The sequence below is a fragment of the Pseudomonas bijieensis genome (assembly GCF_013347965.1).
Classification (GTDB): Bacteria; Pseudomonadota; Gammaproteobacteria; order Pseudomonadales; family Pseudomonadaceae; genus Aquipseudomonas; species Aquipseudomonas bijieensis.
Genome location: NZ_CP048810.1, coordinates 5507714 through 5530853 on the forward strand (window position 1 = coordinate 5507714; position 23140 = coordinate 5530853).

The 23140-nt window shown below is 61.5% G+C and carries 18 protein-coding genes and 3 pseudogenes; 7 read left to right on the top strand and 14 right to left on the bottom strand.

The features are described from left to right. Positions 1-120: 120 nt before the first annotated feature. The 5 genes and pseudogenes from nagE to GN234_RS24335 all read right to left on the bottom strand — a co-directional run bounded on the left by nagE (position 121) and on the right by GN234_RS24335 (position 7287). Positions 121-1837, bottom strand: a pseudogene (gene nagE, locus GN234_RS24315) (N-acetylglucosamine-specific PTS transporter subunit IIBC). 33 nt (positions 1838-1870) lie between these two features. Continuing rightward, the gene (gene ptsP / locus GN234_RS24320) at positions 1871-4384 is read right to left on the bottom strand and encodes a phosphoenolpyruvate--protein phosphotransferase (protein ID WP_176689182.1); all 2514 of its coding nucleotides are present in this window, start codon (positions 4382-4384) and stop codon (positions 1871-1873) included. A 44-nt stretch (positions 4385-4428) separates the two neighbouring features. Next, the gene (locus tag GN234_RS24325) at positions 4429-5451 is read right to left on the bottom strand and encodes an SIS domain-containing protein (protein ID WP_176689183.1); all 1023 of its coding nucleotides are present in this window, start codon (positions 5449-5451) and stop codon (positions 4429-4431) included. Beyond that, positions 5432-6538 (bottom strand): N-acetylglucosamine-6-phosphate deacetylase, encoded by a 1107-nt coding sequence (nagA, locus tag GN234_RS24330; RefSeq protein ID WP_109754742.1) that lies wholly within the window; start codon positions 6536-6538, stop codon positions 5432-5434. Before nagA ends, GN234_RS24325 begins: the two co-directional genes overlap by 20 nt. A 17-nt stretch (positions 6539-6555) precedes the next feature. After that, on the bottom strand, positions 6556-7287 hold the full coding sequence (locus tag GN234_RS24335; protein WP_176689184.1) for a GntR family transcriptional regulator: 732 nt from the start codon (positions 7285-7287) through the stop codon (positions 6556-6558). Positions 7288-8454: 1167 nt separating this feature from the next. Here GN234_RS24335 and GN234_RS24340 point away from each other — a divergent pair. Both GN234_RS24340 and GN234_RS24345 read left to right on the top strand, forming a co-directional pair. Continuing rightward, positions 8455-9753 (top strand): annotated as a pseudogene (locus tag GN234_RS24340) (IS4 family transposase). Between the two features lie 299 nt (positions 9754-10052). Further along, a complete protein-coding gene (locus GN234_RS24345; RefSeq protein ID WP_176689185.1) occupies positions 10053-10409 on the top strand; it encodes a DUF6124 family protein in 357 nt (118 codons plus the stop codon). A gap of 222 nt (positions 10410-10631) precedes the next feature. Here the strand turns inward: GN234_RS24345 and GN234_RS24350 are convergent, their stop codons facing one another. From GN234_RS24350 to GN234_RS24360, 3 genes are all read right to left on the bottom strand, one after another. Continuing rightward, positions 10632-11705 (bottom strand): scabin-related ADP-ribosyltransferase, encoded by a 1074-nt coding sequence (locus GN234_RS24350; protein WP_176689186.1) that lies wholly within the window; start codon positions 11703-11705, stop codon positions 10632-10634. A 372-nt stretch (positions 11706-12077) separates the two neighbouring features. Next, the gene (locus GN234_RS24355) at positions 12078-12584 is read right to left on the bottom strand and encodes a L,D-transpeptidase family protein (RefSeq protein ID WP_072409000.1); all 507 of its coding nucleotides are present in this window, start codon (positions 12582-12584) and stop codon (positions 12078-12080) included. Positions 12585-12630: 46 nt separating this feature from the next. Next, complete coding sequence (locus tag GN234_RS24360; protein ID WP_092166299.1) at positions 12631-13182, bottom strand: NUDIX hydrolase; 552 nt, start codon at positions 13180-13182, stop codon at positions 12631-12633. A 145-nt stretch (positions 13183-13327) separates the two neighbouring features. Here GN234_RS24360 and GN234_RS24365 point away from each other — a divergent pair, with 145 nt between their 5' ends. The 3 genes from GN234_RS24365 to GN234_RS24375 are packed head-to-tail and all read left to right on the top strand — an operon-like array spanning position 13328 to position 14674. After that, the gene (locus GN234_RS24365) at positions 13328-13927 is read left to right on the top strand and encodes a CoA pyrophosphatase (RefSeq protein ID WP_109753727.1); all 600 of its coding nucleotides are present in this window, start codon (positions 13328-13330) and stop codon (positions 13925-13927) included. Between the two features lie 16 nt (positions 13928-13943). Beyond that, positions 13944-14468: a gamma carbonic anhydrase family protein gene (locus GN234_RS24370; RefSeq protein ID WP_109753728.1), complete on the top strand. Its 525-nt coding sequence runs from the start codon at positions 13944-13946 to the stop codon at positions 14466-14468. Continuing rightward, on the top strand, positions 14465-14674 hold the full coding sequence (locus GN234_RS24375; RefSeq protein ID WP_109753729.1) for a DUF1289 domain-containing protein: 210 nt from the start codon (positions 14465-14467) through the stop codon (positions 14672-14674). Before GN234_RS24370 ends, GN234_RS24375 begins: the two co-directional genes overlap by 4 nt. A gap of 92 nt (positions 14675-14766) precedes the next feature. Here GN234_RS24375 and GN234_RS24380 read toward each other — a convergent pair whose 3' ends face one another. Further along, entirely contained in the window at positions 14767-15378 is a 612-nt protein-coding gene (locus GN234_RS24380; RefSeq protein WP_109754012.1) for a Pr6Pr family membrane protein, read from the bottom strand. Positions 15379-15414: 36 nt separating this feature from the next. Next, positions 15415-15645: a VF530 family protein gene (locus GN234_RS24385; protein ID WP_003205228.1), complete on the bottom strand. Its 231-nt coding sequence runs from the start codon at positions 15643-15645 to the stop codon at positions 15415-15417. Positions 15646-16147: 502 nt separating this feature from the next. Here GN234_RS24385 and GN234_RS24390 point away from each other — a divergent pair. After that, a pseudogene (locus GN234_RS24390) lies at positions 16148-18564 on the top strand (glucose/quinate/shikimate family membrane-bound PQQ-dependent dehydrogenase). A gap of 196 nt (positions 18565-18760) precedes the next feature. Here the strand turns inward: GN234_RS24390 and purT are convergent. The 4 genes from purT to GN234_RS24410 all read right to left on the bottom strand — a co-directional run bounded on the left by purT (position 18761) and on the right by GN234_RS24410 (position 22130). After that, entirely contained in the window at positions 18761-19942 is a 1182-nt protein-coding gene (purT, locus tag GN234_RS24395) for a formate-dependent phosphoribosylglycinamide formyltransferase (protein ID WP_063324546.1), read from the bottom strand. Between the two features lie 101 nt (positions 19943-20043). After that, on the bottom strand, positions 20044-20511 hold the full coding sequence (locus GN234_RS24400; protein WP_176689187.1) for a VUT family protein: 468 nt from the start codon (positions 20509-20511) through the stop codon (positions 20044-20046). A 258-nt stretch (positions 20512-20769) separates the two neighbouring features. Then, entirely contained in the window at positions 20770-21555 is a 786-nt protein-coding gene (locus tag GN234_RS24405) for a siderophore-interacting protein (protein ID WP_163856894.1), read from the bottom strand. Beyond that, complete coding sequence (locus GN234_RS24410; RefSeq protein ID WP_116833372.1) at positions 21552-22130, bottom strand: helix-turn-helix transcriptional regulator; 579 nt, start codon at positions 22128-22130, stop codon at positions 21552-21554. The genes GN234_RS24405 and GN234_RS24410 overlap by 4 nt, the downstream gene beginning before the upstream one ends. A gap of 426 nt (positions 22131-22556) precedes the next feature. Here GN234_RS24410 and GN234_RS24415 point away from each other — a divergent pair, with 426 nt between their 5' ends. Further along, the gene (locus GN234_RS24415; protein WP_176689188.1) at positions 22557-23042 is read left to right on the top strand and encodes a CS1 type fimbrial major subunit; all 486 of its coding nucleotides are present in this window, start codon (positions 22557-22559) and stop codon (positions 23040-23042) included. Positions 23043-23140 lie beyond the last annotated feature (98 nt).

The following is a 23140-nucleotide window of genomic DNA, read 5'->3' on the forward strand; positions in this document are numbered from 1 at the left end:
CCTCATCGCGAGCAGGCTCGCTCCCACAGTGGAGTAGTGTTGTTCACAAAATTTATGACCTACACCCTACCCTGTGGGAGCGAGCCTGCTCGCGATAGCAGGCTATCAGGCAACGAAAATTCAGGCTTTGACACCCGCCTGACGGCTCAGCACCACCGCCTCCAACGCCCGCCACAACCCCGGTGCTTTCTCCCCCAGCAGCAAGTGCCAGACTCCACCGTCCAACGGGCTCACTCCCCTGGCAACCCAGTGTTTTGAGCTGGCTCTCCGACAGCCCTTGGCCATCGGCCAGTCGCACCCGTAACCGGCTCGTCGCCACGCAATCGAACTGCAACACATTGTCAGCGCCACCCAGCGCATCCAGCCATTGTTGCGCTTCGGCCCCAGACACGGCGGTCGGTTCAGCAGGTTCAGCCAGCGCAACCACGGGCGCAGTGGCTGGACGCTCGGAAGAGGGCAACGCCAAGCGGATTTCATCGGCAATGCTGTCGGCCATCGGCCCGACCACTACCTGCAAGCTCCCACCATTGCCGGGACGCACCACGGCCATGGCGCCAAGGGCTTTGAGTTGCGTGTCGGACGCTTTGTTGCGATCGACCATGTCCAGGCGCAGCCGTGTGGTACAGGCGCCGACGGTGATCAGATTGTCCGCACCACCCAAGGCCTGGATGTAGGCCTTGGCGCGCTGGTTCTGGGCGATGACCGGTTTGTCCCCGGCCGGCACGTCTTCACGCCCCGGGGTCTTCAGGTCGAAGCGGCGAATGCAGAAGTCGAATACAACGTAATAGATCACCGCATAGACCAGGCCCACCGGTACCACCAACCAACCGTTACTGGACTTGCCCCACCCCAGGACCATGTCGATGAAACCGCCGGAGAAGGTGAAGCCCAGGCGAATGTTCAGCCAATCGGTGATCGCCATCGACAGCCCGGTGAGCAAGGCATGCAACAGGAACAACAGCGGCGCGAGAAACATGAAGGCGAATTCCACCGGCTCGGTGACCCCGGTGAGAAACGACGTCAGCGCCATGGACAGCAAAATCCCGCCCATGACTTTGCGCCGCTGGGGTAGGGCATTGCGGTACATCGCCAGGCACGCGGCGGGCAGGCCGAAGAGCATTACCGGGAACATGCCGGTCATGAACTGGCCGCCATTGGGGTCGCCGGCAAAGTAGCGAGTCAGATCGCCCGTGACCACCGCGCCGGTTTGCGGATCGGTGAAGCTGCCGAAGATGAACCAGGCCATGTTGTTGAGGATGTGGTGCAAACCGGTGACGATCAGCAACCGATTGAATACACCGAAGACGAACGCGCCGAAGCTGCCACTGGCCATCAGCAGTTCGCCGAAGCTGTTGATGCCCTGCTGGATCGGTGGCCAGATCAGACCGAACACCACGCCAAGGCCGACGGCGCTGAAACCCGTGACAATCGGCACGAAGCGCCGGCCACCAAAGAACGCCAGGTACTCCGGCAGCTTGATGTCCTTGAAGCGGTTGTACAGCGCACCGGCCAGCAGGCCACTGATGATCCCGGCGAGCATGCCCATGTTGATGCTGGCATCGAGCACTTTCAGGGTAGCGATCATCACCAGATAACCAATGGCCCCGGCCAACCCCGCCGTACCGTTATTGTCCCGGGCGAAACCCACGGCGATGCCGATGGCGAAGATCATTGCCAGGTTGGCGAAAATCGCCTGCCCGGCATCGTGAATGATGGCGATGTTCAAAAGATCGGTGTCGCCCAGGCGCAGCAACAGGCCAGCAATCGGCAGGATCGCGATCGGCAGCATCAGCGCACGGCCGAGGCGTTGCAGCCCTTCGATGAAATGCTGGTACATGGCGTCTCTCCTTTTATTGTTCTTCGACGTGGCTCAGCCCAGGGGCCAGTGTTGATGACAGGCGCGGCGCACGGCGGCGGCACTGCCCAGGTTCAGCAGCTCGGCGCTGAGGCAAGCGCACTTGACGGTGTCGAGCTGGCGCACGCGCGCCTTGATTTCAGCGATCTGCGGTGGGCTGACCGATAGCTCGCGTACGCCCAGCCCGATCAGCACGGGCGTGGCCAACGGATCGCAGGCCAAGGCGCCGCACACGCCGACCCAGCGTCCATGCTTCGCCGCGCCAGCGCAGGTCTGGGCGATCAGCCGCAGCAGTGCCGGATGCAAGGCATCGACCCGGGCGGCGAGGCCGGCGTGGTCGCGGTCCATGGCGAGGGTGTATTGCGAGAGGTCGTTGGTGCCAATGGAGAGGAAGTCGGCGTGCTCGGCCAATTGTTCGGCCAGCAACGCGGCGGCCGGCACTTCGATCATCACCCCTAGTTGCGGGCGTTCGCTCAGGCCCAGCTCGCTGGCCAAGGTATCGAGGCGCTGGCGGATGTGCAGCAGTTCGTCGACCTCGGTCACCATCGGCAGCAGGATTCGGCAGCGCTGCAGCGGACGGGTTTGCAGCAAGGCCCGCAATTGCTGGTCGAGCAGTTCCGGTCGCAACTGGGCCAGGCGAATGCCGCGCAGGCCCAGCACCGGGTTGGCTTCGGCCGGCAGCGGCAGGTAATCCAACTGCTTGTCGCCGCCGACGTCGATGGTGCGGATGATCACCGGCTTGTCGCCCATGGCATCGAGTACGGCTTGATAGGCCTGGCGTTGCTCTTCTTCGTCGGGTGCGGTGTGACGGTCGACGAAGAGGAATTCAGTGCGCAACAAGCCAACCCCGTCGGCACCGCTTGCCAGTGCCTGGGCCGCATCGCTACGGGAGGCGACATTGGCCGCCACTTCTATATTCACGCCGTCACGGGTATGCGCCGATGTGTGGGCGAGGGCCTCTTGTTGGGCGTGTTGGGTCGCTCGCCGCCGTTGTTCTTGCTGCACCTGGGCCAGGCGCTCGGCGGTTGGCGCGAGTTCGAGGCGGCCGCCGTCGGCATCCAGCACCACCGATTGCCCCGGCGTCTGTACCAGCAGTGCATCGCCCAGCGCCACCAGGCACGGCAGGCCTTTGCCTCGGGCCAGGATCGCCACATGGGAGGTTGCCCCGCCCTCAACCATGCACACACCGGCCACGCCTTGAGCGCAGAGTTGCAGCAGCTCCGACGGAGTTAGCTCCTGCGCGGCAACGATGGCGCCCGCGGGCACGTCGAATTGCCAGGCCTCGCCCAACAGCACGCGCAAGACCCGCTGGCGCAGATCGCGTAAATCATTGGCGCGCTCGGCCAGCAGCGTGCTGCCCAGTTGCTGCAGCACCTTGCACTGCACGTCGATGGAGCGGCTCCAGGCGTGGCTCGCGGCACTGCCCTGGTCGATGGCAAGGTGCGCGGCGTCGAGCAAGATCGGGTCTTCCAGCAGCGCCAGATGGGCGCTGAAAATCGCTTCTTCGTCGCGATGGCGACGGGCCTTGGCGTTTTCCAGGGTGAGCTGGATTTCGCGACGAACGTGCCCCAAGGCACTGTTCAACTGCTGCCGTTGTTCTTCGACGTTGTGGCGGCCAGCGTCCTCGGGCAATTGAATGCCATCGAGCCGAACCAGCGGCCCAGCCACCAGACCGGGGGCCGCACACACACCATGCAGCACGCCGGCTTCGGCGCTACGGTGCTGGGCTTTTACCGCAGGCGCCACGGCGTGGGCTTCTTCAGCCAGGGCTGTGGATAACGTGCTCAGCAGGGCGTGCAACGCCGCCTCGGCATCGCTGCCCCGGCAACTGACGTGCACCTCTGCCTGCTCGGTAATGGCCAGGCCCATCATTCCCATCACGCTGTCGCAGGATGCCGTTTTGCCTTGGAAATGCAGCTGCGAACGGCTCTTGAAACCCTGGGCGGTCTGACGAATCAACGCCGCCGGGCGGGCGTGCAGGCCTCCGCGATGGGCGATGCGCACCTGACCGAAAACTTCGATGCCAACGGCCTGTTCTTCGTCTTGCGTCTCAGCCGGGGTCTTGGCGACGACGTGCAACAGCGGCTCGCCGACCTTCACCCCTTTGAGGGTGATAGGCCGCGCCTGGAAGTGCTCGCCGTTGGTGATGACCAACAGGCTGACCAGGCTCTTGCAGCGCAGTGCCACCTTGTCTACGTCGTAACGCAGCAGCGGCTGGCCGTTGCTGACCCGCGCACCTTCCTTGACCAGCATGGAAAAACCCTCGCCTTGCAGCTCGACCGTGTCCAGGCCCAGGTGCAGCAGCAGTTCGGCGCCGTTGTCGGCGCGCAGGGTCACGGCGTGGCCGCTGCGGGCGACGTGGATCACTTCGCCGGCACAGGGCGCGTAGAGGGTGTCGTTCAGCGGGTCGATGGCGATTCCGTCGCCCATCGCGCCGCTGGCGAACACCGCGTCCGGGACATTGGCGAGGGTGAGCACCGGGCCGCTGAGCGGGGCGCTGAGGATCAGCTCTTTATTATTGTTGGGCATGGGGCGCTCTCATCAGACTCTTTTATTGAAAGAAAGCCGTTGGCTCAGTGCGTACGGGTGACCTTGCTCAAGTGCCTTGGTTGGTCCGGGTCCAGTCCTCGGGCCACGGCCAGACTCGCGGCCATGCCGTAGAAGCTCTGGATGGCCAGAATCGGGTCCAGGGCCGGGTGTCCGGCGCGGGTCAGCGTCAGGTCGCGTTCGGCGATGTCATCCGGCGCCGCCAGCAGTACCCGGGCGCCGCGCTGGCGCATGTCCGCGGCCAGGCTCAACACCCCGGCCTGCTCGGCACCGCGCGGGGCGAACACCAGCAGCGGGTAGTCGGCATCGATCAGCGCCATCGGCCCGTGGCGGACTTCGGCGCTGCTGAAGGCTTCGGCCTGGATCGCCGAGGTTTCCTTGAACTTGAGCGCCGCTTCCTGGGCGATGGCGAACCCGGCGCCCCGGCCGATCACCATCAACCGCTGGCAGTTGCGCAGGGCTTCGACGGCAACGTTCCAGTCCTGACGGGCGGCATCGCGCAAACCTTCGGGCAGGGCATTGCCCGCTTCGAGCAACTCGGCGTCGTCCTTCCAATGGGCTACCAGTCGCGCACTGGCGCTGAGGGTGGCGATGAAACTCTTGGTGGCGGCGACGCTGCTTTCGACGCCGGCGCACAACGGCACGCTGAATTCACACGCCGCTTCCAGCGGTGAGTCGGCAGCATTGACCAAGGCCACGCTCAAGGCGCCGCGCTTGCGCAGCAGACGCAGGCTGTCGACCAGGTCCGGGCTCTGTCCCGACTGGGAAAATGCAAAGGCCACCTGGCCGCTGACCTTGAGCGGCGCCTGCTGCATGGTCACCACCGACATTGGCAGCGAGGCCACCGGGATGCCCAATAGCTGCATGGTCAGGTAGGCGAAGTAGCTGGCGGCGTGGTCGGAACTGCCCCGCGCCACAGTCATCGCCACTTGCGGCGGTTGACGGCGCAGGCGTCCGGCGATTTCCACCAGCGCCGGGTCCAACTGTTGCAACTGACGCTCGACGGCTTCGAAAGCGCTCAGGGCCTCTTCAAGCATTTTGCAAGTCAATGGCTTCTCCTTCGACCATCACGTCGGTCAGCGTCAGGGAACGGTCCAGGCGCACGCAGTCGGCCCAGGCACCGGGTTGCAGGCGTCCGCGCTCGGGCAGGCCGAGGTAGTCGGCAGGGAATTGGGACAGGCGTTGCGAGGCTTCGCCGATGGGCAGGCCGATCTTCACCAGGTTGCGCAAGGCCTGGTCCATGGTCAGGGTGCTGCCGGCCAGGGTGCCGTCGGCCAGCCGAACGCCGCCCAGGCACTTGGTCACGGTGTGGCTGCCCAGCTTGTACTCGCCATCGGGCATGCCGGCGGCGGCGGTGGAGTCGGTCACGCAATACAGGCACGGGATCGAACGCAGGGCCACGCGCATGGCGCCGGGGTGCACATGCAGCAAGTCCGGGATCAGCTCGGCGTATTGCGCATGGGCCAGCGCCGCGCCGACGATGCCCGGTTCGCGGTGGTGCAGCGGGCTCATGGCGTTATACAGATGGGTGAAACTGCTGGCCCCGGCGGCCAGCGCGGCGACGCCTTCCTCGTAGCTGCCCAGGGTGTGGCCGATCTGCATGCGCACACCTCGGGCGCTGAGCGTACGAATCAGGGCGTCGTGGCCGGCGATTTCCGGGGCAATGGTGATCACCCTGATCGGTGCCAGGGCCAGGTAACTCTCCACCTCGGCCAGCAGCGCGGTGTGGGCGAAATTCGGTTGGGCGCCCAGTTTGCCCGGGTTGATGTAAGGGCCTTCCAGGTGTACGCCGAGAACCCGGGCGTTGCCGCGCTGGCGCTGCTCACAAAACTCGCCGAGGGCCTTGAGCACGCTGGCGATCTCGTCGCTGGGCGCGGTCATGGTGGTCGCCAGCAACGACGTCGTGCCGAAACGCACATGGGTGCGGGCGATGGTTTCGAACGCCAGGGCGCCTTGCATGATGTCCATGCCGCCACCGCCATGGACGTGCAGGTCGATGAAACCGGGCAGCAAATAGGGCAGGTCATTGCTCGCCGGATCGCAGGGTTGGCCATCGATGGCCACGATCTTGCCGTGTTCATGGATCAGGTGGCCGCGAACCCAGCCGTTGGAGGTGAGGATGTTGTCTTCGGACATGGGCACTCTCTAGTCGTCTAACGCCGCAGCTCTGCGACAAAGTCGTAGTAGTCGTTGCGGCAATAGGTGTCGGTGACTTCGATGGGGGTGTTGTCTTCCAGGTAGCCGACCCGGGTCATCAGCAACATCGCGGTGCCGGGGGCGATGCCCACCAGGGCGGCGAATTCGTCCGAGGCGTTGATGGCCTGGATGTGTTGCAGCGCGCGCACCACCGGCTTGCCGATGCCGTCGAGGAATTCATAGAGCGAATCGCCCACCGCTTGTGGCTTGGGGATGATGCTGGCGGGCAGGGTGCTCATTTCGATGGCCATGACCGTGTCGTCAGCCTTGCGCAGGCGCTTGAGCCGCGCAACCTTGTCGGTGGGTGACAGGCCCAGGCGGATCAGTTCTTCGTGGGTTGGCGGGGTGATTTCCCGCTCCAGCCATTGCGAACCCGGCACGAAGCCCTTGAGCCGCAGCATCTCGCTGAAGCAGCTGAGGCGTGACAGCGGTTGTTCCAGGCGTGGGGTAATGAACGTGCCCGAGCCCTGGTTGCGGCGGATCAGGCCTTGTTCGAACAGCACTTCCAGCGCTTTGCGGGCGGTGACTCGGGAAATGCCCAATTGCTCACTTAAGCTGCGTTCGGATGGCATCGCTTGCTCGGCTTTCCACTGGCCGGCGTGGATGGCGGTTTCCAGGTTGCGGGCCAGTTGCAGGTAGAGCGGGGTGGGTTGGGTGTCGTCGGGGCGTAGGGCCAGGATGTCGTTCATTTGTTTGTCCGATGCGGTTTTGTAGGCGTTGTCGCTCGGTGAGTTGCGGTTGAAGCTAATACCACTTGAATACCATGTCAACGCTGGTTCTGGTGGGTTACGAGTGTTTATGGGGTGTTTTTAGAGGGGTTGTTTGAAGTGGTATTAGGGTGGTGGGGATAGTGCGTGAAATTACTTGCTTTGGGCTGGGGGGTTAGAGGTCAGTGGTATGCATGGGGCGCGGGTTTTGAAATTTGATATTTATTTTTGTGGTGACCGGCGGTGGTTTGTTTTGTGTGTATATCCGTTGCTGCGGTAACGGCCACTTAGGGTTCCGCCCTTACGGCGGGTCACTTTTGAGAAGCGCAAAAGTAACCAAAACGCTTTTGCCCCACCACTCGGTGCCTCGCCTAGGCTCGGCATGCCCGAACGCAGGCATTGCTCCGTGGGCCCGCCGCGAAGGGCCATCCATGGCCCAGCGCGGCTACCTCGGCATCCATGCCGAGGTGCCCACTGCGCAATACCTGCGTTCGGCCAGCGTGGTTAACGGGGCGCCGAGGTCAACGTCCACCCCACCACGAGGCGGCCTGATAGCCGGCCTGGCGCACCCAGTCGTACACCCGTCAGATCTGTGGGAGCAAAGCTTGCTCGCGAGGCGGCCTGACTGCCGACCTGGCTCTCCCGGTCGTACTCCGATTCCCCTATGGGAGCGGGCTTGCTCGCGAAGGCGGCATAACAGCCAACGAGGATGTTGAATGTACTGGCCTCTTCGCGAGCAAGCCCGCTCCCACAGGAGAAACGCGGTCCCACCAAGAACCAGGTCGGCTGTCAGGCCGCCTCGCGGCGGACGTAGATTTTGGCGCCCCGTTAACCACGATGGCCGAACGCAGGTATTGCGGAGTGGGCATCCCGGCATGGATGCCGGGATAGCCGCGCTGGGCCATGGATGGCCCTTCGCGGCGGGCCCACGGAGCAATGCCGGAGTGAGGGCACACCGAGCCTAGGCGAGGTGCCGAGTGGTGGGGCATGAGCGCTTTGGTTACTTTCGCGCTTTTCGAAAGTGACCCGCCGTAAGGGCCATCCCTTTCAAGGTCTTAGGTAAAATCCCCTGAAGTTTCTATCAGGGATACCCGAACGATGTGGGCCGATGTTCTGGAGCGTTTCGAGAAAAAAGCACCTGCCAGCGTTATGGCCAAATTGGCGTTGGAGCACGCTATTGCCCCTGAGTGGGTCGATCAGGTCTTCGAAGAACATCGGCAACGGCAGTATTCTCGTGAGCTACTGTTCTCGACCATCATCAAGCTGATGTCCCTTGTTTCATTGGGCTTGAAGCCGTCCTTCACGCCGCCGCGCGGCAACTGGAAGATCTTCCTGTCAGCCTGGCGGCCCTCTACGACAAGATCAGTCGTACCGAGCCAGCTTTGTTGCGCGCCCTGGTCACGGGCTGTGCGCAGCGCCTGGCTCCAACCATCAGGAGTTGGGTTGCACGACGATGTTGTCGGGTTGGCAGGTTCGGGTGGTGGACGGTAATCACTTGGCATCCACTGAGAAACGACTGGGGCTTTACGCCACGAGCGCGGCGCCGCTCGGCCCGGGTTTTCGGTGGTTGTCTACGACCCCGACCTGGATCAAGTCATCGACCTGCAGGCATGTGAAGATGCCTACGCAAGCGAGCGTGTTTGTGTGCTGCCTCTATTGGCCAATGCCGAGCCGGGCCAGGTGTGGCTGGCTGATCGACTCTATTGCACGCTCCCGGTCATGGAGGCTTGCGAACAGGTCCAAACCTCCTTTGTCATTCGTCAACAAGCCAAGCATCCACGCTTGATTCAAGAGGGTCATTGGCAAGAACCCGTGCCTGTGGACGCGGGCACTGTGCGTGAGCAGATCATTCAGGTCAGAGGCGGTTATCAGTGTCGGCGTGTCGAACTGACGCTTCATTCGCCAACAGACTCGGGTGACAGCAGCTTGATGTTCTGGAGCAACCTGCCTGAAGGCGTCAGCGCGCAGCAGATCGCGGAACTCTATCGCCGCCGCTGGAGCATTGAAGGCATGTTCCAGCGACTGGAAACAATCCTGGAAAGTGAAATCGAAACCCTTGGTAGCCCAAAGGCTGCATTGCTCGGGTTCACTACTGCGGTGTTGGCCTACAACGTCCTGGCCGTACTCAAACGAAGCGTCGAGCAAGCCCATCAGGCTTCCCAGCCTGACGGCTGGGAAGCCTCAACCTATCACTTGGCGGTTCAGGTCCGGAGTGGTTATGAAGGCCTGCAAATTGCGCTGCCCTCGGAATGTTTTCCCGTCATACCTCTGGAAAAACTGGCCCAGCGCTTGTTGGAACTGGCCAGAAACATCCAACCAAAACAAGTTGCGAAAAATCCCCGGGGCCCCAAGGTGCCTAAACCCAAAACATGGGTACAAGGCACTGCGGTGCATGCACATGTTTCAACGGACCGAGTAATCAAGGCCGCCAAAACTAAAAGACCTTGAAAGGGATGGCCGTAAGGGCGGAACCCTAAGTCGCCGTTACCGCAGCAATGGATATGTACCCAATCCCATCCAAAAAAAGCCTATCTGAAATTTGTGCGAAACATCCCTGATCAGATGGGTGGTCTGTCAGACGCACCGAAGTTTCCGACATGTTTTTAAGGTTGTCCCTCGGAAGTGAGAGCTCTAGCCTCAGGGTGTCGCTGCCAACTCAGCGACCGGGTTTGACCGTCCGAAAAAAATCAAGGGGCAACAGGCCCGGACGTTTTGTCCTGGGCTCCATTAGATAAAAGGAGCTTCCATTGAAAAACAATTCTGACATCCCTAAACCCGCCTCCACCTTCCCCTACGGCGACTACGCCCCCGACAAGCTGAAAGAAGCCGCCGACCGTGCGATGGACCATTACCTCAAGCCCGACGGCAGCGAACCAGAACCCCAACCCTCGACGCAGTTATTCACCGTATCGGACAACGTCGATACCGAAGCCCTGCTAGCCAACCTCAGCGAAACCCTGGCCTCGGCCAATGCGATGCTCAGCGACCTTGCTTTCGATCTGGAAGGCTCGCGGCGGCACGTGTTGTTGGGAGTGGCGCAGATCATTGAATTAGGGACGTTGTTGGCGAACAAGGCTTTGGACCGGGTAGAGCTTCGGACCTGATGCAAGTAAGTGCCGGCCTCATCGCGAGCAGGCTCGCTCCCACAAGGGACGGGTGTCGACCACAAGTTCTGTGAGCACCACAAATCCACTGTGGGAGCGAGCCTGCTCGCGATAAATCGAAAGACGAATACAAAAATCCCGGCAGAGCACTGAACCTGTGGCGAGCAAGCCCCAAGTGACAACATCAGCCACCCTGCACGGCAGATGGCATGGGCTTGAAAACTATTGATGGCGGTTCTCGAGGCGGCAAACCTCTTTTTCTATGCCGATGCATTCGACCGGTTCGCCCACGCCTTTCTCGAAACGACGGGCGTTCATCAGCAGGCCTCCTTTGATGCCACCGATGAACGCGAAGGCGCCTTCACGTCCGCCTGTGTTACGTCCTGACAAGTCCACGGCCACGCTGTTGGGCCTGACTTCATATACCCAGCCGCCGTTTTGCGCTTGGGCGATGGCCCAGATCTTGGCATCGGTATAGTCGCGAAACGCGACAACGGCCGAGTTGGTAAAAACGGACGACTCTGGATCACTCGCCAATCTCAAGTTCGGTACCTGCGAATTCCAGGCCCGTAATCCTTGGGCAAGTGCATCCGCCCCTTGTACGGAGTTGATTATTGAAGAGCCGACTGCCCAGAGGGACTGCTTACTCGTTACCCAGGCCAGACCTTCCGGGGGCGTGATCCGGCTCCAATCGATGCTCACCGCCGCGACCTCCAATGGGCTTTCATGGCCCGTCGGTTCGCGGTAGTTCGGGTTCGGCTCACAATCGGCAAGGTTGTCTTTCTTGCATGCTTGCTTGATGAACTGGCGCTTGACGCCTCCCGGAAAGCTGATTTCCTGCTCACTGACAGGTCCTCCCGACACATCCTGATCGATACCATGGGGGGCTTTGATCTCATACACCCACTCCTTGGCGAAACGTTGGGCGAGCCCCTGGTCGCGGGTTGTACTGCTGTAGACCGATTTACCTGCGCCAGCCCCGTGGCTCCACCAGTCATACATCCACTCGATGACGGGGGAGCCTACGGCTTTGGGTAAAATCCCGTCCTGGAAGGCCCCGAGTCCCTGATCCGTCGTGTCCCCTCGATAGAGCGTGTTCATGTCGGTACGCCAATGCAACGATGGCTTGGTATCGCGGATCGGCACACTCGAATCCGCGGTAACCTGAAGCCAGGCGGTATACCACGGCTCCTCTTTTCCATCGGCTCCCCACGCGTCTGCGCTCGGTTGCCACACACCCGCCAACACCACCACCGCGACAGCTGTCGCCCGTATGAAATTGTTATTGGTTGTCATGATTTGATGTCTCATCTGGAACGGTGAAGCCCTGTCGAATCACATACGTCATGACTGCCTATGCTTCGACGTGACACATCTCACTTTGGATTCTGCGGGGGGCTGCTGGGCAGAGCCTCGACCTACCGCATCAGTTCTGAGAGTAGATCAAGGCTGGGGGAGGGATTGCGTTGCGGTGCCTGGACTTGTAACAAAAGGCTGATAGCCACCGACTTTTGTGGCGAGGGGATTTATCCCCGCTGGGCTGCGAAGCAGCCCTCAAGCCAGGTAATTCGGTGTGTCAGGCAGATTGAGTTGTTGGCTTAGGGGACTGCTGCGCAGTCCAGCGGGGATAAATCCCCTCGCCACAGGGAACTCATGTGTGGTCGAGTTCTACGGCCGGATCTCGATCATCGTCCCATCCGGCACCAGGTTCCAGACTTCGCGCATGTCCACGTTGCGCATGGCGATGCAGCCGTCGGTCCAGTCCAGCGTATGGAACAACTGTTCAGGGTTCTCTTCCGAATCCGGCGTGCCGTGGATCATGATCATGCCCCCCGGCTCCACGCCTTCGCGTCGGGCGCGGGCGGCGTCGCTGATGTTGGGGTAGGAAATGTGCATCGACAGGTAGAAACGGTCGCTGGTCTTGCGCCAGTCGATCCAGTAGAAACCCTCGGGGGTGCGCTTGTCGCCTTCGATCAGTTTGGGGCCTTTCTTGGCGCCCTTGCCCAGGGAAATACGATAGGTCTTGAGCGGCTTGCCGTCGTTGATCAATTGCAATTGATGGGCAGACTTGAGCACCAGCACTTTTTCGATGACTTTGCCGTTGTAGGTTCCCACGGCGGCGGCCTGGGACACAGCGGTGAACGACAAGCAGAACAGGACAAGCAACCAGCGCATTGAAACGATATCCCTAGAGGTGTCGCGGCTATATTGATTGGTATTTTCAGGTGTTGGCAGGCTGGGCCAGCGGTGGGATCGATTCGGATCGCACCGGGTAATCCTCGGCCCGGCGGTCAGCGTAGAAATATTCCAGGGTACGGCCCACCGTGCGGAAAGCCAGCTCGTCCCAGGGAATATCCGCTTCTTCGAACAATTTCACTTCCAGGCTCTCGGGCCCGGCGGCGAAATCCTCATCCACCAGTTCGGCGCGGAAGAATACATGTACCTGGCTGATATGCGGTACGTCAATCAGCGTATAGATGCTCAAGTTTCGCACCCGGGCGCAGGCCTCTTCGGCGGTTTCGCGCACGGCGGCCTGTTCGATGGTTTCTCCGTTTTCCATGAAGCCTGCCGGTAGCGTCCAATAACCGCGCCGCGGCTCGATGGCGCGCCGGCACAACAGGACTTTACTGCCCCAGGTCGGTACGCAGCCGGCCACTATATTGGGGTTCTGGTAATGGATGGTATGGCAGGTGTCGCAAACGAAGCGCAGGCGCGAGTCGCCTTCGGGTATGCGCTGGGTCACCGGGTTACCGCACTGGCTGCAGAATTTCATGCTTGGGTTCCTGAATGCTGCGCCTATCTTGGCGTGCGTGGGCCGGTGCGGCAAGTTGTCGTTTCGCGACACGACGCGGTGCGGGGCTTGGGCCGCTTGAATGATTGGTGCATGATGCAAGGTAGCGAATAAATCGAGAAGTCTCATGCTGGACGAGCTACTGCATCGAGTAAGCAACCATACCCCGCAAGACCTGCAGGCCGACCGACGTTTCCCTGAAGCCGCGGTGCTGGTGCCGATCACCCGCAGCGATGAACCGGAGTTGGTCCTGACCCTGCGCGCCAGCGGGCTCTCGACCCATGGCGGCGAGGTGGCCTTTCCTGGCGGGCGCCGCGACCCGGAAGACCCCGACCTGATCTTCACCGCCCTGCGCGAGGCCGAGGAAGAAATCGGCCTGCCTCCTGGCCTGGTGGAAGTGATCGGCCCCCTCAGCCCGTTGATTTCGCTGCATGGCATCAAGGTCACGCCCTATGTCGGGGTGATTCCGGACTACGTCGAATACCAGGCCAACGATGCCGAGATCGCCGCGGTGTTCAGCGTGCCGCTGGAGTTTTTTCGCAAGGACCCGCGCGAACACACGCATCGTATCGATTACCAGGGCCGCAGTTGGTACGTACCCAGCTATCGTTTTGGCGAATACAAGATCTGGGGCCTGACAGCGATCATGATCGTCGAACTGGTCAACCTGCTGTACGACGCCGATATCGACCTGCACACGCCACCCAAAAGCTACATCAATACCTGATGACCCGAGGATCCTCATGAAATACCGCCTGGGCGATGCCCGTGTCGAAACCCACCCACAGAGCTGGGTCGCGCCCAACGCCACGCTGGTGGGCAAGGTTCGCCTCGAAGAGGGCGCCAATGTCTGGTTCAACGCCGTCCTGCGCGGCGACAACGAACTGATCCTGATCGGCAAGCACAGCAACGTGCAGGACGGCACGGTGATGCACACCGACATGGGCTATCCGCTGACCATCGGCACCGGCGTGACCATCGGCCACAACGCCATGCTCCATGGCTGTACGGTGGGCGACTACAGCCTTATCGGCATCAACGCGGTGATTCTCAACGGCGCGAAGATCGGCAAGAACTGCATCATTGGCGCCAACTCGCTGATTGGTGAGGGCAAGGAGATCCCCGACGGCTCGCTGGTGATGGGCTCGCCTGGCAAGGTCGTGCGGGAATTGACCGAGGCCCAGAAGAAAATGCTCGAAGCCAGCGCGGCTCACTACGTCCACAACGCGCAGCGCTACGCCCGCGACCTCGCCGAGCAAGAACAATGACCCCGTCCGAACGCCCGGTTCGCTCGCCCTGTGTGAACGTCTGCGCGCTGGACGATGACGACGTCTGCACCGGTTGCCAGCGCACCGTGGCGGAAATCACCCGATGGAGCCGGATGGATAACGAGGAACGGCGCAGTGTCTTGGCGTTGTGTCATGAGCGGGCCAAGAGCAGTGGGCTGGTGTGGATGTTGCCGGCCAGGCGCTGATGCCGGATATGCAACACAACCCCCTTGTGGCAGAGGATTGATCTGTGGCGAGGGGATAAATCCCCTCGCCACAAGAGCATATTCACCAGGCTTCAATGTGTTCGCCCCAACCACCGATCCACCCCCACCACCGCCAACGCAATCCCGACAAACCCCGCCAAGATCCCCCCGGCATTGATGAACACCTGTGGATAACCCAGGTTCGCCACATCAATGAAAGGGTAGGGGTAGGCCGCCAACAGATCCCCGCGCAGCAGGACATAGGCGAAATACACCAAGGGATAGATCATCCACAGCCCGATGTGGCCCAGGCGCAAGGTGCCTTTGGGCACATACAGCCACCAATAGACGATGTACAGCAGCGGCATCACGTCGTGCAGCAACTCGTCGGCCACGAACTGCCAGCCTTCGGGCTGCCATAGATGCCGCAACAGCAGGTTATAGGCCAGGCTGACCAGGGCGATGCTCACGGCGATACCACTACGCACGCTGGGCCACAGAAACCAGCGACGGGCTGGGGATTGGCGCGGGTTCAGTTCCCAGGTCAATACCACTGCCACCAAGGTGTTGGTCAGCACCGTGAAAAAACTGAAGAAGTTCACCAACCCGCCCAGCAGGCTCGCGTCCAGCTCCCATCGGCCGAGCAGGATCAGGTACAACTGGATGCTCAAACCCGTCCAGCCGAGCACTGCCGCCACCGCCACGAGCCGCGCGGGACGACGCAGATCGATATCCACGGTTCAGACCGGCCGCTTGGTACGCATCAACTTGATGTACAGGCGCTCGACCTTCTCCCGCGCCCACGGCGTCTTGCGCAGGAAGGTCAGGCTCGACTTGATGCTCGGGTCGCTCTTGAAACAGCGGATGTCGATGCGTTCAGCCAAGCCCGACCATTCGTAATGCTGCACGAGGGCGTTGAGGATCTGCTCCAGCGTCACGCCGTGCAGCGGGTTGTTGTTGGGTTCGGTCATGGAAGGCCTTCGCATGCAAAAGATGTAAAGCCGCGCACCTTAGCCGAGGTGCCCTTGTGGTGGAAGCATAGCCTTCAACATGGCCGCCAGAGCCCGACGCGCACTGTTACCGAATCCGAGATGATTCATGTCAACAAAAGCCCTTTCTCTATCGAGAACAGGACATTATCCTTGCGCCGCCTGCTGAAACGCTTCTGCGCCGTTAGGTGAAGCCTCTGCGTCCAGCTCCTGCTGGAAGATCAAAGATTTTTTTATACCTGATGTCCAGGCTCTGAAAGACAGCGCTGTCTTTACCGACGAGACCTGTGGGGGCGAGCCTGCTCGCGATTGCGATTTCACATCCAGCCACGATGTCGACTGCCAGACCGCAATCGCGAGCAGGCTCGCTCCCACAGGGATTTGCAATAACCGAATACCTTTGACTGAACCATGCCCCCTCAAGATCGTCATCTACAGTGACTACTTGCGCGGGACTCCTTAAAACGTCACGGAGAATCACACTATGAGCACTGAGGGTGCTTTGAGTCGAAGCCGTCTGCTACCGAGCCTGCTCGGCATTCTGCTTCTATTGATGGGCCTGGCCCTGTTGGCCGGGGGGGAGTCAAGCTGAGCACGCTTGGCGGCTCGTGGTATTACCTGCTGGCCGGTATCGGCCTGGCGCTGACCGGCGTACTGCTGATCATGGCCCGTCGCGCGGCCCTGGGCCTGTACGCGCTGGTATTGTTCGCCAGCACCGTGTGGGCGTTGTGGGAAGTGGGCCTGGATTGGTGGCAACTGGTGCCGCGCCTGGCGCTGTTGTTCGCCCTGGGCATCGTCATGTTGCTGCCATGGTTCCGTCGCCCGCTGTTGAGCGCTGATGCCCCGGCCACGGGAACCCGCGCATTGGGCGCCGCCGTGGTCATCGCCGGTATCGCCGCACTGGCCAGCCAGTTCACCAACCCGGGCGAGATCAAGGGCCAACTGGACCGCGACAGCGTGCCGGGCATGACCAACACCGCCCCGGCCATGCCCGATGGCGACTGGAACTCCTACGGCCGTAGCGCCCATGGCGACCGTTATTCGCCGCTGGCGCAGATCACCCCCGAGAACGTCAGCAAACTGGTGCCGGCCTGGACCTATCGCACCGGCGACCTGCCGGGGCCGAACGACCCGGGCGAGACCACCGCGGAAAACACCCCGCTGAAGGTCAACGGCATGCTCTACGTGTGCACGCCCCACAGCCAGGTGATTGCCCTGGAGCCGGAAACCGGCAAGGAAATCTGGCGTTTCGATCCGAAGCTTTCCACCCAAAAAGCGGAAAACTTCAAGGGCTGGGCCCATATGACCTGCCGTGGCGTGACCTATCACGATGACGCGGTGTACGCCTCGGCCGAACAGAGCCCCACCGGCACCGCCAGCGCCACGCCGGCCAGCACCTCGTGCCCGCGGCGGATCTTCCTGCCGACCGCCGACACCCGTCTGATCGCCCTGAACGCCGACACCGGCAAGATGTGCGAAGACTTCGGCGACAAAGGCCAGGTCGACCTGACCGCCAACATCGGCGGCTTCACGGCCGGCGGTTACTACTCCACCTCGCCACCGGCGGTGACCCAGAACCTGGTAGTGATCGGCGGTCACGTCACCGATAACGTCTCCACCGACGAGCCAAGCGGTGTGATCCGCGCCTACGACGTCCACACCGGCAAGCTGGTGTGGAACTGGGACAGCGGCAACCCGGACGACACCACGCCGATTGCCGAGGGCAAGACCTACACCCGCAACTCGCCGAACATGTGGTCCATGTTCAGCGTCGATGAAAAACTCGGCATGCTCTACCTGCCGATGGGCAACCAGACCCCCGACCAGTTCGGTGGTAACCGCACGCCGGAATCGGAAAAATATTCCGCCGGCCTGACCGCCCTGGATATCGCCACCGGCAAGGTGCGCTGGTACTTCCAGTTCACCCACCACGACCTGTGGGACATGGACGTCGGCGGTCAACCGACCCTGCTGGACATGAAGACGGCCGATGGTGTGAAACCGGCTGTGTTGGCTTCCACCAAGCAAGGCAGCCTCTACGTGCTCGACCGCAGCAACGGCCAGCCGATCATCCCGATCAAGGAAATCCCGGTGCCGCAAGGCGCGGTGGAAGGCGACCACACTTCGCCGACCCAACCGATGTCCGACCTGAACTTCGTGCCGCCGGTCCTCAAGGAGCGGGACATGTGGGGCGTGACCCCGTTCGACCAGATGCTGTGCCGGATCGACTTCAAGTCGCTGCGCTATGACGGCATGTTCACCCCACCGTCGCTGCAAGGCTCGATCGTCTACCCGGGCAACTTCGGCGTGTTCGACTGGGGCGGCATTTCGGTTGACCCAGTGCGGCAGATCGCCTTCGTCAACCCGAGCTACATGGCGTTCAAGTCGAAACTGGTACCGGCGGCCGAAGTGGCTGGCGGCCCGGGTCGCAAGAGCGAAACCGAAGGCGTACAGCCGAACAAGGGCGCACCGTATGGCGTGATCCTCGAAGCGTTGCTCTCGCCCATGGGCCTGCCTTGCCAGGCACCGGCCTGGGGTTATGTCGCGGCAGTGGACCTGACCAACAACAAGACCCTGTGGAAGCACAAGAACGGCACCGTGCGTGACAGCTCGCCGGTGCCGATCCCGCTGAGCATGGGTGTACCGAGCCTGGGCGGCACCTTCACCACGGCCAGTGGCCTGGCGTTCCTCAGCGGCACCCTCGACCAGTACCTGCGTGCCTATGACGTGAAAAACGGCAAGCAACTGTGGGAAGGGCGCCTGCCCGCTGGCGCCCAGACCACGCCGATGACCTACACCGGCAAGGACGGCAAGCAGTACGTGCTGGTCGTTGCGGGTGGTCATGGTTCCCTGGGTACCAAGCAGGGTGACTATGTGATTGCGTACAAGCTGCCGGATTAAGCAAAACCGGCGCTCATGAAAAAGGCGACACCCTTGCGGGTGTCGCCTTTTTCTTTAGCCCGATGTCACCCCAAGTTAACTGTGGGAGCAAAGCTTGCTCGCGATGCTGGCGCCCTGGTCTTCAGGTGGACCGCGTTATCGTTCATCGCGGGCAAGCCTTGCTCCCACAGATCTCCATGAGGCAAGCAGATACTGCTTACAACTCGATCTTCACCGCCTGGGAAGCCCGGGTCGCCTTGGCACGGGCCGCTTCGATGGACTCATCACGGGCCAGGGCCACGCCCAGGCGGCGCTGGCCGTTGACTTCCGGTTTGCCGAACAGGCGCAGGGCAGTGTCCGGTTCGCTCAGGGCGGCGCCGAGGTTGGCGAAAGCGGTCTGGGTCGACTGGCCTTCCACCAGGATCACCGCCGACGCCGAGGGGCCGAACTGGCGGATCAATGGGATCGGCAAGCCGAGAATGGCCCGGGCGTGCAGGGCAAACTGCGACAGGTCCTGGGAAATCAGCGTCACCAGGCCGGTGTCGTGGGGGCGCGGCGAGACTTCGCTGAACCACACCTGGTCACCCTTGATGAACAGCTCGACGCCAAACAGACCGCGACCACCCAGGGCCTCGGTCACTGCCTTGGCCACGCGCTCGGATTCGGCCAGGGCCACCGGGCTCATGGCCTGGGGTTGCCAGGATTCCTGATAGTCGCCCTTTTCCTGACGGTGGCCGACCGGTGCGCAGAAGGTGGTGCCGCCGACGTGGCGCACGGTGAGCAAGGTGATTTCATAATCGAAATCGATGAAACCTTCGATGATCACCCGACCCTTGCCGGCACGGCCGCCTTCCTGGGCGTAGTCCCAGGCTTTCTGCACGTCATCGGCACTGCGCAGCAGGCTCTGGCCCTTGCCCGAGGAACTCATCACCGGCTTGACCACGCAGGGAAAACCCAGGGTTTCCACGGCCTTGCGGTAGTCTTCCACGGTGTCGGCGAAGAAGTATGGCGAGGTCGGCAGGCCCAACTCTTCGGCGGCCAGGCGCCGGATGCCTTCGCGGTTCATGGTCAGTTGCGCGGCGCGGGCGGTAGGGATCACGGTGAAGCCTTCGGCTTCCAGTTCCACCAGGGTGGCGGTGGCGATGGCTTCGATTTCCGGCACGATGAAATGCGGCTTCTCGGCCTCGATGACCGCGCGCAGGGCAGCGCCGTCGAGCATGTTGATCACATGGCTGCGGTGGGCCACTTGCATGGCCGGCGCGTTGGCGTAGCGATCCACGGCAATCACCTCGACGCCCAGGCGCTGCAGTTCGATTACCACTTCCTTGCCCAGCTCACCGCTGCCACACAACAAAACGCGGGTCGCGGTGGGCGACAATGGGGTTCCGATACGGGTCATCTGAAGGTCCTCAAACAGGAGCGGATCATCGCGGGTTGCGCGCCGGGCGAGCTTCCCATGGGAGAAAGCGCGGCATTTTACATGAACCGCGGGGTTTGGCTTCAGCCGGCGACGGTTTGCTTGCGTAAACGCCAGGCCATGATCAACCAGACGACCGTGACTCCGGCGAATTTCGAGGCCAGGGCGGTGATCACCACGGGCGGTGTCAGGGCGTCGATCAGGCCGAAGAAGATAAAGGTGTCCAGGGGGATACTCAGGGCCGAACTGATCCACAGTCGATCATGCAGCGGACGCTTGGTAATGGTGAACACCAGCCAGTCGATGCACTCGGACACCGCAAACGCGGTGGCGCTGGCCAGGGCGATGGTTGGGTCCGAGGTGACATAGGACAACCCCAGCGCCACCAGCATCGCCACGATGGCGCCATGGCCGAAACGGGTCTGCACCATGTCCCGCAGGATAAACACCAGCCCGCCCCAGGCCGACCAGATGATGTCCAGGTGCGGTGCGGCAGAGAACGCGAAGTTGATCAGCACGACGCTGGCGATGTAGGCGAGCAGGTAAAGCATGGGGCGGGTACCTGGTGATGACGGATAAGGTATTAAAGGACAGCGATACTCCCCTGTGGTGAGGGGATGTATCTGTGGCGAGGGGATTTATCCCCGCTGGGCTGCGCAGCAGCCCCCAGAACAGTCACCCCAATCTTTCTGATCCACCGAGTTGCCTGGTTTTAGGACTGCTGCGCAGCCCAGCGGGGATAAATCCCCCTCGCCACAGGAGGTTGACGGTGTCAGTGGATGAAGGGTACTTCAGCCATAAGCCGTCCCTCAATCCTCCTCACTGCCCTCCAGCTTCCAATACCCCACCGCTTTCACAAAGTCCTGGTCCAAGCCTTTCTCCTCCAACAACACCTTGCGAATCTGCCGCGATACCTTGCTCTCGGTCGCGACCCAGGCGTACAGCTTGCCACTGGGCATTTCCAATTGCTGCACGGTGGTCAACAGGCTGTCCCGGCGACCTTCGCGCAGTACCCAGATCACATGCACTTGCGCCGGGCTCTGGAGGATCTGCTGTTCGGCGCCGTTTTCCACTTCCACGACTACCAGCGCGCGCCGGTTGGGCGCCAGGCCTTCGAGGCGGCGGGCGATGGCGGGCAGGGCGGTTTCGTCGCCGATCAGCAGATAGCTGTCGAAGATGTCCGGCACGATCATCGAGCCCCGTGGCCCGCCGATATTGAGGTATTGCCCGGGCGCCGCCTGGGCCGCCCAGGTCGCGGCAGGGCCGTCGCCGTGGAGCACGAAATCGATGTCCAGCTCCAGGGTGTCCAGGTCGTAGCGGCGCGGGGTGTAGTCGCGCATCTCGGGCATCGGGCCCTGGGCTTTACCTGCGCCGGGGTTGAAGTTTTCCAGGGCGGCGTGTTCCTCGGCGTTCTGCGGGAACATCAACTTCACGTGATCGTCCGTGCCCAGGCTGACAAAACCGGCCAGTTCCGGCCCGCCGACGGTGATGCGGCGCATGCGTGGGGTCAGGTCCTGTACCCGCAACACTTGCAAGCGACGGCGTTTGATCTCGTGGGTGACGCGGTGAATGGTGTTTGGATCGACTTCGGTCATTGGCTTGACTCCGAGACAGGTGGACGGTCAGGGCCGTCGGTGATGGCTTTGGCGGTGGCGTCGAGCAGATCGCGCACCCGCTGGATTTCTTCCGGGCTCCAGTGGCCATGGTGCTTTTGCAGCGCATGGCGCAGGTTATACACCGCTTCATGGATTTCCGGGGGACGATTGTGGCCGCGCAATGTGCGCTTGCTGATTTCAATGCGTGTACGCACCTCATCCAGCGTTTCGGCCTGGTCCTCAAGGGATAGACGTCCGGCATCGGTCACGCTGTAGCACTTTTTTCCGTCTTCGAGGCCGCAACTGATCATTGCGTTCATTTCCAGGAAGGTCAGGGTCGGATAGATCACCCCGGGGCTGGGGCTGTAGGCGCCGTCGAACATGTTCTCGATCCGGCGGATCAGGTCATAGCCGTGGCACGGCTGTTCGGCAATCAGCGCCAGCAGCAACACCTTCAAATCACCGGGGGCGAAGACCCGGGGGGCCCGGCTGCCACGCGAGCCTGTAGGGCGTCGTTCGAAACCGTCATATTCACGTTTGGAGGAAGAATCGGAATGAGAATAAAGGGCGTTCATATGCTGTCTCCGTTCTGCATATAGATAGCACTCAGATATATCTTGAATAAAAGATATATCTTTTGACTTGATGGTTTTTTGCAAACTAAGATATATCTTTATTTCGCGGCGGGTTATTTGGGTTCAGGGAAAGACCTTACATGAATACTCAATGTATGCGAGGTGCGGTTGCATACATTTGTAATGATTAAAAGCGTGTCAGCTTAAAATGTGGGCTGTTTCTGACAGCTGAACTTAAGTTTTATCGATATCGGGGTATTTTTCGCTCTTCTGCGTGCTGGCTTTACTACAAGCCTATAGGAAATTGCCTGCTTTTTTTTAGTTAAAGAGCGCCGATCATGCTCGGCGTTGGAGGGACAGGCCAAGTTGCTGTTGGTCTGCAATTTCAATCATTTCTCTTTATTGCTAAGAACAGGTGTTAACAACATGCTCAAACAACTTGTATCCGTTACTGCTCTGGCCGTCGCTGCCGTGAGTTCTTCGCTGGCCTTCGCTGCCGCCGATGCACGCTCGTCCATCCACATCACGGCGAACATCCCGACCCAGCAGTTCCATGTGCAGCCGCGCAACCCGGACTTCGGTAAAGATGAAACCATGAGCTACAACACGGTCAGCGGTACTTTGACTTCGTTGCGCCAGACCTATGATGTGAAAAACACCGAAGGTTCGGTAAACGCTTATATCGAAGGCGGCCCGGCTGCACTGTACAACGGTAGCGACGCCATCGCCCTGACCACCGCCTTCAACGGCGTCACCCTGACCGCCACGCCTCAGGAAGTGGTGGACGATGCAACCTCCACCCCGGGCACCCAGGCTGACATGACCATCGTCGCGGCCAAGCCTCTGGCTACCCAGAACGGCCTGTACACCGCCGACATGACCGTCATCTTCGACGCCGTGCCTCGCCCGTAAGGCCATTCGTTGCCCGGTGAGTTTCACCTCACCTCCACGGGCATGCCGCAGGCCGACCTGTTCTCCCCCAACGGGTCGGCCCGCACCTGAACGCCCTG

Excerpts from the sequence above, each read along its gene's own strand:
- ptsP (WP_176689182.1), bottom strand. The coding sequence starts at position 4,384 with ATGCCCAACAATAATAAAGAGCTGATCCTCAGCGCCCCGCTCAGCGGC.
- nagA (WP_109754742.1), bottom strand. The coding sequence starts at position 6,538 with ATGTCCGAAGACAACATCCTCACCTCCAACGGCTGGGTTCGCGGCCAC.
- GN234_RS24335 (WP_176689184.1), bottom strand. The coding sequence starts at position 7,287 with ATGAACGACATCCTGGCCCTACGCCCCGACGACACCCAACCCACCCCG.
- GN234_RS24350 (WP_176689186.1), bottom strand. The coding sequence starts at position 11,705 with ATGACAACCAATAACAATTTCATACGGGCGACAGCTGTCGCGGTGGTG.
- GN234_RS24355 (WP_072409000.1), bottom strand. The coding sequence starts at position 12,584 with ATGCGCTGGTTGCTTGTCCTGTTCTGCTTGTCGTTCACCGCTGTGTCC.
- GN234_RS24360 (WP_092166299.1), bottom strand. The coding sequence starts at position 13,182 with ATGAAATTCTGCAGCCAGTGCGGTAACCCGGTGACCCAGCGCATACCC.
- GN234_RS24365 (WP_109753727.1), top strand. The coding sequence starts at position 13,328 with ATGCTGGACGAGCTACTGCATCGAGTAAGCAACCATACCCCGCAAGAC.
- GN234_RS24370 (WP_109753728.1), top strand. The coding sequence starts at position 13,944 with ATGAAATACCGCCTGGGCGATGCCCGTGTCGAAACCCACCCACAGAGC.
- GN234_RS24375 (WP_109753729.1), top strand. The coding sequence starts at position 14,465 with ATGACCCCGTCCGAACGCCCGGTTCGCTCGCCCTGTGTGAACGTCTGC.
- GN234_RS24385 (WP_003205228.1), bottom strand. The coding sequence starts at position 15,645 with ATGACCGAACCCAACAACAACCCGCTGCACGGCGTGACGCTGGAGCAG.
- purT (WP_063324546.1), bottom strand. The coding sequence starts at position 19,942 with ATGACCCGTATCGGAACCCCATTGTCGCCCACCGCGACCCGCGTTTTG.
- GN234_RS24400 (WP_176689187.1), bottom strand. The coding sequence starts at position 20,511 with ATGCTTTACCTGCTCGCCTACATCGCCAGCGTCGTGCTGATCAACTTC.
- GN234_RS24405 (WP_163856894.1), bottom strand. The coding sequence starts at position 21,555 with ATGACCGAAGTCGATCCAAACACCATTCACCGCGTCACCCACGAGATC.
- GN234_RS24410 (WP_116833372.1), bottom strand. The coding sequence starts at position 22,130 with ATGAACGCCCTTTATTCTCATTCCGATTCTTCCTCCAAACGTGAATAT.
- GN234_RS24415 (WP_176689188.1), top strand. The coding sequence starts at position 22,557 with ATGCTCAAACAACTTGTATCCGTTACTGCTCTGGCCGTCGCTGCCGTG.